Genomic DNA, 7,221 nt, shown 5'->3' with positions numbered 1-7,221 from the left:
GCGATATCTGATGTATCTGAGGAGGGAAGAATGGAGTGTATGAATAATAGTCGGGTTGGAAATTCCAATTGGTTGGGATTTTCCACCGATGGAACAAATAGGTGAATCCCGAGTTAGCATCCTCGTATGACTGAACGAGAAGAGTTGCTACAGCAGGAGAATACCGTGTGTGCAATAGGCCCACAAATAGGATATAACGGCGTCTTCAGCTCGAAAGCAGCGTTCAAGTCGATATCCTCAAAGAAGTCAATACAACTAACTAAAACAAAGAGTATACACAACTATGTCGAACAGCCGAATTGAGGTCGCTCTCCAAACAGTAGGCAGTGACCGGTTTGAACGGTTGATGCACGATTTATTGGAGCGGGAAGGATACACAGTGGATCCAACGGGGACAAGCGGTCCCGATGGCGGTCGCGACGCCTTCCTCGTGGATGGTGACCGAGACGGGATCCTTCATTGCTCCGTGCAGAAAGACAATTGGGTCGGGAAAGCCCACGACGACATCGAAACAGCTGTTGAGAACTTCGATCGTGACTTTGACTTCTACATTTTCGCCACAACACAAGACCCCAGTACGACCAAACGGGATCGGGTTGAAGAGGAGCTCCACGAGGAATGGGGAATTCCCACGACGGTTTGGGACTTCTCGAAAATCCGGAACAGCTTGGTGGGCGATCGTGAGAACAACGATCTGATCCGGGAACACCTCCGTGTCGACCCCAATCGACCGTTCGTAGACATTGAGTCAGAAGTAGATGATCTCTATGAGGATTTGCTGGATCGTGTGAAGCGCCGACAAGCTCCCGATGGGACAATTGTCGAGGACCCAGCCTTGGTTGTCGTCCATGTCATTCCTCAGGAAGCCGTTGACGACCATCACGACCGGTATGCAGGCGACCTCCCCCACCCACCTCAGTTCGAAAAACGTGATGCATACGCTGTAACACGACCGAAGGTGAAGATCACCGAAAATAATCGACGCTTCCATGATGGCACCGAGAGGGAGAGATACACTGCTATCCATCGGGACGGGTGGACTGAAGGTATCTTCACAGCTCTGTATCCCAGCGACAACCCCCAACTCCGGACATCTATTGATCGACTCATAGCGAACTTCGTCCACACTGCTCTCGGGACGTTTGACGAAGCAGACATCTACCCGCCCTACTATGTGTACGTCAGCATACTGGGTGCCGAGGGGTACACACTTTCCCGACCAAGTGGATCAAACCGACCCCCCAGCAATGTGCGACCTTTCACCGAGGACGAGATACGGTTGAATCGCGTCCAAATCGACAATCCAGATGTCGATGTCCCGGATGTGATGCGGAAGACGTTCGATCAACTCTGGCGACATGGTGGCTGGGACCACTCAGTCAATTATCAAGCCTCCGAGACAGATGATGGTGAAACTGTCTACGAGTGGAATCCATACCGATAACAGTATCCACAGTAACAGAGCGAGTCGAGCATAATTGCTCTCCTGTAATTGGTTTCTCGATCAGTCACGCCATGGTCCCCATCGGAATTACGCCACGATGAAACCTATTGAGGACAGCCGCTGATCCCTAGGAGTAGGACCTTGAACAGGTCGATAAGCTAGCTGAAGACTCGCCTTCGTGCGTCAGGATGGTTGTTATTGATGATAGAGACGCCAGAGCCAGCCGGGTGTTGAGGCAGTGATTTCGTCGATAACTGATGTCCACGGGTGGTTGCCGTGGAACGCCCGGGCATAGGGAGCCGAGATGTCCGCTGCCTCACTCACAAGGAGCAATGAGCCGAAAAGGGCGTATTCGGGGAGGAATGCAACATCACTCCACAAGTACCGCGGGCGAAGATATCCGAGAGGCCGCCACAAACGGTGAGATCGAAGCGCAGCCAGCTCCTCGTCGGTAACACCGAGTTCACGAACGGCCGTCGGTGTGATCCCGCCTCGACGCGTTCCGTGGGCAAGGACGCCCTCCAAGAGTGTCTTCGTATGCTGTCTCTCCGCGAGATGAGTCAAGAAGTCGTACTGTAGCTCAGTGGCGAAATGTGCTTGCGTACGGACTGACACTGCCTGCTCGAAACCTTCCTGCAGGTACGGGTGTTTCCACGTTGGTGAGTCGAACTGGTGCTGATACGCGTGGCACAACTCCGACGCTAAATACGTGTACGCCGTCGTCTCGGGGAGCTGCCCTGGGCTCACGCCGATTCTGCCCGTCCGCGCGGAATATCGCCCGCCGATGAACACGAGCGTTAATGAGGCCGGCAGATCGCTCGTGAGAAGTGCGAGACGCTCCCTACGCGAACAGTCGTACACAAGATGTTCACGCCACATCTCGCGGTACGGTGTGGAATCGACATCGAGAAGGTCGTCGTAAAATCGCGTGAGTTCATCGAAGCGTTCGTGAAGGTCAGCCTCGCTTGCGAGAGGACCATCGGAACTCTGTAGGAGTGAATCGGTTAGGGGTGGTGCGTCCGGGTACTCCTTCCGGTACGCATCAACAGCGTCTGAACAAATTGACCGTAGCTGTTCGAAGAACGCCTCGTCGTGCATCTGAATGGATATAATGGTGGAGGGGAGTAAACTTCGTTCGATAGGTTGGATTAACTGTTTAAGCGTATCTATGCAGGAGCGGACTCTGCGGGTTCGACGTACTGGTACTCCCACTCGCGTCGAGCCTCAATTTCACGACGGCCACGACGGGTGAGCGTATAGACGTTCGTTCGCCGGTCTTTCTCGCCTTTCTCGACGAGTCCCTTCTCAACAAGCGTGTCGAGGTTCGGGTAGAGTCGGCCGTGATGGATCTCTTTCTCGTAGTAGTCTTCGAGTTCCTCCTTGATGGCGAGGCCGTGGGGCTCATCAAGGCCAGCAATCACGTACAGGAGGTCCCGTTGGAATCCGGTCAGGTCGTGCATCGTCCCGCTCCCTGATACGAAGTGCTATCCCATACGTCTGTTGTCCTGCAGATGGCGGTAAAACCTCTGCAAGCGCCGAATCGGATACCTGTATGTTTATACAGAGGACGTGAGAAATACCGCTGCGTATGACAGACCTGATCGTCAAATCGGCCGTAAAAGAAGCGCTCAATGACCACAACGTCTCGGCGGATTTCTACGAAGCACTGGACGACGAAGTAACTGAAGTGCTCGAAGATGCAGCCCGGCGTGCCGAGGAAAACGATCGGAAAACTGTCCAGCCCCGCGACCTCTAGCTCGGCTGGAAAGTACTACACCCATTGCCCGAATTCACCCACCTGTTTTTAAGACACTCGTGACTGGTAGATATCTCTATGAGTATGACAGCGGAGTCAATTCAAGTCGAGAACGTCGTTGCCTCATCCGATATCGGTCAAGAACTCGACCTCGAAACGCTCTCTGGAGACTTAGGAGCGACCGACTACGATCCCGATAACTTCCCGGGACTCGTCTATCGGATGCACGATCCCAAAGCTGCAGCACTCATATTCCGCTCGGGAAAAGTCGTCTGTACGGGAGCAAACAGCGTTGACGACGTGACGACTGCGCTTAACCACGTTTTCGACGAACTCCGCAAGTTGGGGGTCGATGTCGTAGCCTCGCCAGAGATTGAAATTCAGAATATTGTCTCAAGTGGGGATCTCGACCACACCCTCAATTTGAACGCCATCGCGATCGGTCTGGGCCTCGAAAGCGTCGAATACGAACCTGAACAGTTCCCGGGGCTTGTCTACCGACTCGATGACCCGGACGTGGTCGCACTCCTCTTTGGAAGTGGGAAACTCGTCATCACTGGTGGAACACAACTCGATGACGCTGAAAAAGCCCTGGTAAACATCGAAGATCGACTCAACGATCTTGGATTACTGAGCTAATCTGATTCCTCGATAGAATCCATCGAAGTGGTCGGCCGGAGACAGATGAGAATGGGGGCGGTAGATGATAGTGTTCAGACGTCAGCAGGAGATTGGGAGACGCCACTACTACTTGTGGCGTCCCCACTGTTGTCTTCCTCAGCCGATTCGAAGTCCGTTGTATCGTCGCCTTCTACTCCGAGTGCGTTGCACGCTTCGGTCGAATCAGCATCCATTTGGAGATGATCGAAGCGAAGGGATTCCTTCTCGCAGAGCCAGCAGACACACTTCTCAAAGGGAATATCTTCTTTGCTCGTCGGGTAGCCTTCGTCGATAATTGTGGCGGCGATGTGCTTGCCTTTCTCGAGAAGGTCCTGGACGCGCCCCGGGTCGGGACCGAAGCCATCAATGCCGGCACTCTCCGGTGGCCACGTCCGAACTTCGAGATCTGACTTCGCGAGGTACACGATCTGGCCCTAAGACGCACCAAGCGCCTTCATGTAGAGATTGATCTGATCTAGATGGCGCTTGATGGGTGGATTGAACCGATACCAGTTTGCTCGCGACTTGTAGTCGTAGACAGTGTTGGTGCCAGGCTCGTACAGGTCGGCATGGCCGATAATCGTGAGCCCATCCATCTCCATCTCGATTGCGACTTCGCTCTGGGTTTCGACGTCAAGGTCCGGGGTGACCTCGTTTTCCATAAACTCGTGGATGGTGGTTCCCGTATGGAAGGTGCCAAGCGCGTCGGTATGGTCGAGAAGACCGAGTTTTGAGTTGTAGCATTGGCGGGGGCACTTCGCGAGCTGACTCGGGTGGAAGGTGTAGGGGTCGAGCTCGGTGTGGCTATGCTCGTTGTTGAGCTGGATGAGTGTGGACTGGATTGCGGACTCGAAGTCGATCATAGCGAATCTCCTCTTCGAACGGCGTCGCAGCGATGGATGCGAGGCCCGTTCGTCGGTATGCGGGCGAAAAACAAGACTAATTCAATATTTTGAACTAGGATTCAAAACAGTAATGGTGCTGGAGATCCGAATACGTGTATGAGCGACTCTGGAACCACGGATCACACGGCAAAGGTCGCCCGGATTCGGGAGGTTGCGATGACGGTTCGTGAACCAAAAAATGCGGGAGAGATAGCTGAGGCTGCTGGTGTTGCCCGAAACACGGCTGAAAAGTATCTCACGCAACTGGTCGAAGCGGATAAACTCGCGACGATCCAGCGGGGCCGCGAGACCCGCTACTATCCAGATCCAGTCACCCAGTATTTCGATCAGATCCGTGACCTCGTCAACGACCATCGAAAAGACGAACTCACGGCTGAACTAGATGCAATCCGGGACGATATCGACGAGTGGAAAGAGGAGTACGATGTGGAGTCCGCTGACGAACTTCGGGCGACCGTCGGTGATGATATCCCGGCATCCGAACGCCAGCAGCGGCGCCACGACGCGGAGGATTGGGACTACTATGAGCACCAAGCGATGCTCATCAAGCAGGCGATTCAGCTCTATGATACGATTGAGGCGACTCGTGAGAGTCGTATTGCCTCCGCCAACTGACTCGGTGACAGTAAAATGGGAAATCCGCCGATTTCTGGAGACACGCATCTCCACCGATACGAGGTCCACAAACGAGTCACAAATCGACTTCAACGGGAAGCTGGCGTGACGACCGTAGAAGCCAAACCAAGTCCGATGCGGCCAGTCCGTCTCGTAGCGACCCTCGATCGCGCGGTCTTTTTTGACCAGAACACGGACGCTGGCGACGCGACACTTGAATTCGAGTGGCGCCCCCATTCCAAGCGCGATGAGTTCCGCATTCAGTATAATGAACCGGGGACCCCGTGGTCATGTGGCTGGCATCAAGACAAAACCCACGAGAAGCTCGGCCCAAGTCATTTCCAAGTTGACCACGAAGCGTGGCCAGCACCGCACCGTGAGTCTGCATCCTTCACAGACTCGAATCCGATGGCAATCCTCGAAACTTGCCTCACTGAGCTTCGTGACCGTGTCCCGAGTCTCCCGGACAGCGTTCGCCCGAGTCCGTAGGTCGCTACGCGATGGGTTCGGCGACGACAGTGTCGTGCTTGAGGTAGGGGATTTTGCGTTGGCCGTCGGTATCGAACTCGATGATATCGGCCTCAAAGAGAAGATTGAGGTCGCGACTGACACCGGAGACGTCGCGATCGAGGTCATCGGCGAGGGCGCGGACGGACTCGATATCGCCTTCACGGATGCGGGCGATGAGTTGCTGGCACTTCTCCGTGAGGATCTTCTTGGCGGTCGCTCGCTCGATGACGAAGACGTCCTCGAAACCGCTGGTAGCGAGGGAACGGGCCAGTCGGGATCGTAGTTCAGCGCCCCCGTCCGCGTTGGTGTGGTGGTCGGGGGCTATCGTCTTGTGTTGTAGTCAGACCGCAACAGAAATGGGTATTTCGACGTACTCGATCAGTATCGAGTGTCACGTGGTCGCCGCCCTCGGAGGCGGCCCGGCGTCTTTCCTGGCGGCTTCGGCGGCGGAGTGTTACGATCGACATGACTGTTCCAATGCTCGACCGCGTACCGACCGCCGTGTGTTTCGTAGATGTAGCCTTCGTACGTTCGATAGCTCGGTGAGTAGAACGTCTCTGTTCGCGTGAACCGGAACTTCGCGTCGGCGTTCGGCTTGTCCTCTGGATCCTCGGTGATTCGCTTGTGCTTGTACGCGTAACTGTAGCTGTCTCGTTCGTGCTCGCGACACCACCCGTCGATGAACGCTTCGAGGGCGTCCTCAGGGCTGTTGCCGATGAATCTGTCTCGTGGCATCTGTCTGGGTGTGGCTAGGCTGTGATCTGATGGTCGTCGACAGCCGTCCAGGTGTCCTCGCTGGACCCGCGACGCTCGTGAACAACCTCGAAGCCGTTGTCGGCTTCAATAGTACGAATAACGATGCGATGCTCGGTGTCGTTCCGGTGGCTCGCCATCGCGATCCCTCGGTCGTAGCGCGTTTTTGTCCACGTACAGAGCGTGGTTTCGCCTCGATGGACGAGTGGGTGAACTTCCTCGAGATCCGCGGCCTGCCAGTCGTCGCCTGCGCCAACGCGCTGCTCGTGGACGACGTCGGTTTGGAGGCGGTCGGGCCATTCGCGGATGACGACGCGATGGGACTGGTCGTTCGAGTCGATGGCGACGTTGGTCGTAGTGTCGACCATCGTCGACCAGTGGCAGAAGATCTTCGTCGGGAGGTGTGTGGACATAGTTCGATCGCACCGTTCGACTCAGTGTGGGCGAGGAGAAATACGAGGATAGGGCGGTTCTTGGCCTAGTCATTAAGACAGCTGTGGGAAAGAAACTCAGTACCTCACAAGGCATCGCCAGTTAGCCTGACCTGAGCCACCTGTTCTGTTGTGATGAGTCGTCGG

At 55.2% G+C, this 7,221-nt stretch carries 11 protein-coding genes; 4 read left to right on the top strand and 7 right to left on the bottom strand.

The window, feature by feature from the left end; genetic code table 11:
* The first annotated feature begins 283 nt into the window (after positions 1-283).
* Complete coding sequence (locus NLF94_RS20740) at positions 284-1,444, top strand: restriction endonuclease (RefSeq protein ID WP_089768631.1); 1,161 nt, start codon at positions 284-286, stop codon at positions 1,442-1,444.
* A gap of 195 nt (positions 1,445-1,639) precedes the next feature.
* Here NLF94_RS20740 and NLF94_RS20735 read toward each other — a convergent pair whose 3' ends face one another.
* On the bottom strand, positions 1,640-2,542 hold the full coding sequence (locus NLF94_RS20735) for a hypothetical protein (RefSeq protein ID WP_254841511.1): 903 nt from the start codon (positions 2,540-2,542) through the stop codon (positions 1,640-1,642).
* A 68-nt stretch (positions 2,543-2,610) separates the two neighbouring features.
* The gene (locus NLF94_RS20730) at positions 2,611-2,904 is read right to left on the bottom strand and encodes a PadR family transcriptional regulator (protein ID WP_089768627.1); all 294 of its coding nucleotides are present in this window, start codon (positions 2,902-2,904) and stop codon (positions 2,611-2,613) included.
* Positions 2,905-3,032: 128 nt separating this feature from the next.
* Between NLF94_RS20730 and NLF94_RS20725 the strand changes: the two genes are divergently transcribed.
* The gene (locus NLF94_RS20725) at positions 3,033-3,200 is read left to right on the top strand and encodes a DUF1931 domain-containing protein (protein ID WP_123538936.1); all 168 of its coding nucleotides are present in this window, start codon (positions 3,033-3,035) and stop codon (positions 3,198-3,200) included.
* 78 nt (positions 3,201-3,278) lie between these two features.
* The gene (locus NLF94_RS20720; RefSeq protein WP_254841510.1) at positions 3,279-3,839 is read left to right on the top strand and encodes a TATA-box-binding protein; all 561 of its coding nucleotides are present in this window, start codon (positions 3,279-3,281) and stop codon (positions 3,837-3,839) included.
* 74 nt (positions 3,840-3,913) lie between these two features.
* On the opposite strand, the gene NLF94_RS20715 is transcribed toward NLF94_RS20720, so the two are convergent.
* On the bottom strand, positions 3,914-4,285 hold the full coding sequence (locus NLF94_RS20715) for a hypothetical protein (RefSeq protein WP_254841509.1): 372 nt from the start codon (positions 4,283-4,285) through the stop codon (positions 3,914-3,916).
* A gap of 9 nt (positions 4,286-4,294) precedes the next feature.
* Positions 4,295-4,723, bottom strand: coding sequence for a PD-(D/E)XK nuclease family protein (locus tag NLF94_RS20710; RefSeq protein ID WP_254841508.1), 429 nt, complete (start codon positions 4,721-4,723; stop codon positions 4,295-4,297).
* Positions 4,724-4,861: 138 nt separating this feature from the next.
* Here NLF94_RS20710 and NLF94_RS20705 point away from each other — a divergent pair, with 138 nt between their 5' ends.
* Complete coding sequence (locus NLF94_RS20705; protein ID WP_123538938.1) at positions 4,862-5,380, top strand: ArsR/SmtB family transcription factor; 519 nt, start codon at positions 4,862-4,864, stop codon at positions 5,378-5,380.
* Between the two features lie 493 nt (positions 5,381-5,873).
* Here NLF94_RS20705 and NLF94_RS21155 read toward each other — a convergent pair whose 3' ends face one another.
* The 3 genes from NLF94_RS21155 to NLF94_RS20690 form a co-directional block, all read right to left on the bottom strand.
* Positions 5,874-6,041: an HVO_A0114 family putative DNA-binding protein gene (locus NLF94_RS21155; protein ID WP_491543656.1), complete on the bottom strand. Its 168-nt coding sequence runs from the start codon at positions 6,039-6,041 to the stop codon at positions 5,874-5,876.
* A gap of 227 nt (positions 6,042-6,268) precedes the next feature.
* Positions 6,269-6,625, bottom strand: a complete 357-nt coding sequence (locus NLF94_RS20695) for a hypothetical protein (RefSeq protein WP_254841506.1) — start codon at positions 6,623-6,625, stop codon at positions 6,269-6,271.
* Between the two features lie 14 nt (positions 6,626-6,639).
* A complete protein-coding gene (locus NLF94_RS20690; RefSeq protein ID WP_254841505.1) occupies positions 6,640-7,011 on the bottom strand; it encodes a hypothetical protein in 372 nt (123 codons plus the stop codon).
* Positions 7,012-7,221: the final 210 nt, after the last annotated feature.

The sequence above is a fragment of the Natronomonas marina genome, assembly GCF_024298905.1.
GTDB classification, from domain to species: Archaea; Halobacteriota; Halobacteria; order Halobacteriales; family Haloarculaceae; genus Natronomonas; species Natronomonas marina.
The sequence above is the reverse complement of the archived record's forward strand: the minus strand, read 5'-3'. Positions and strand labels throughout refer to the sequence as shown.

Bases quoted from the DNA above. Each gene is read 5' to 3' on its own strand.
- NLF94_RS20725 (WP_123538936.1), top strand. From the start codon at position 3,033: ATGACAGACCTGATCGTCAAATCGGCCGTAAAAGAAGCGCTCAATGAC.
- NLF94_RS20720 (WP_254841510.1), top strand. From the start codon at position 3,279: ATGAGTATGACAGCGGAGTCAATTCAAGTCGAGAACGTCGTTGCCTCA.
- NLF94_RS20705 (WP_123538938.1), top strand. From the start codon at position 4,862: ATGAGCGACTCTGGAACCACGGATCACACGGCAAAGGTCGCCCGGATT.
- NLF94_RS20690 (WP_254841505.1), bottom strand. From the start codon at position 7,011: ATGGTCGACACTACGACCAACGTCGCCATCGACTCGAACGACCAGTCC.
- NLF94_RS20740 (WP_089768631.1), top strand. From the start codon at position 284: ATGTCGAACAGCCGAATTGAGGTCGCTCTCCAAACAGTAGGCAGTGAC.
- NLF94_RS20730 (WP_089768627.1), bottom strand. From the start codon at position 2,904: ATGCACGACCTGACCGGATTCCAACGGGACCTCCTGTACGTGATTGCT.
- NLF94_RS20710 (WP_254841508.1), bottom strand. From the start codon at position 4,723: ATGATCGACTTCGAGTCCGCAATCCAGTCCACACTCATCCAGCTCAAC.
- NLF94_RS20735 (WP_254841511.1), bottom strand. From the start codon at position 2,542: ATGCACGACGAGGCGTTCTTCGAACAGCTACGGTCAATTTGTTCAGAC.
- NLF94_RS20695 (WP_254841506.1), bottom strand. From the start codon at position 6,625: ATGCCACGAGACAGATTCATCGGCAACAGCCCTGAGGACGCCCTCGAA.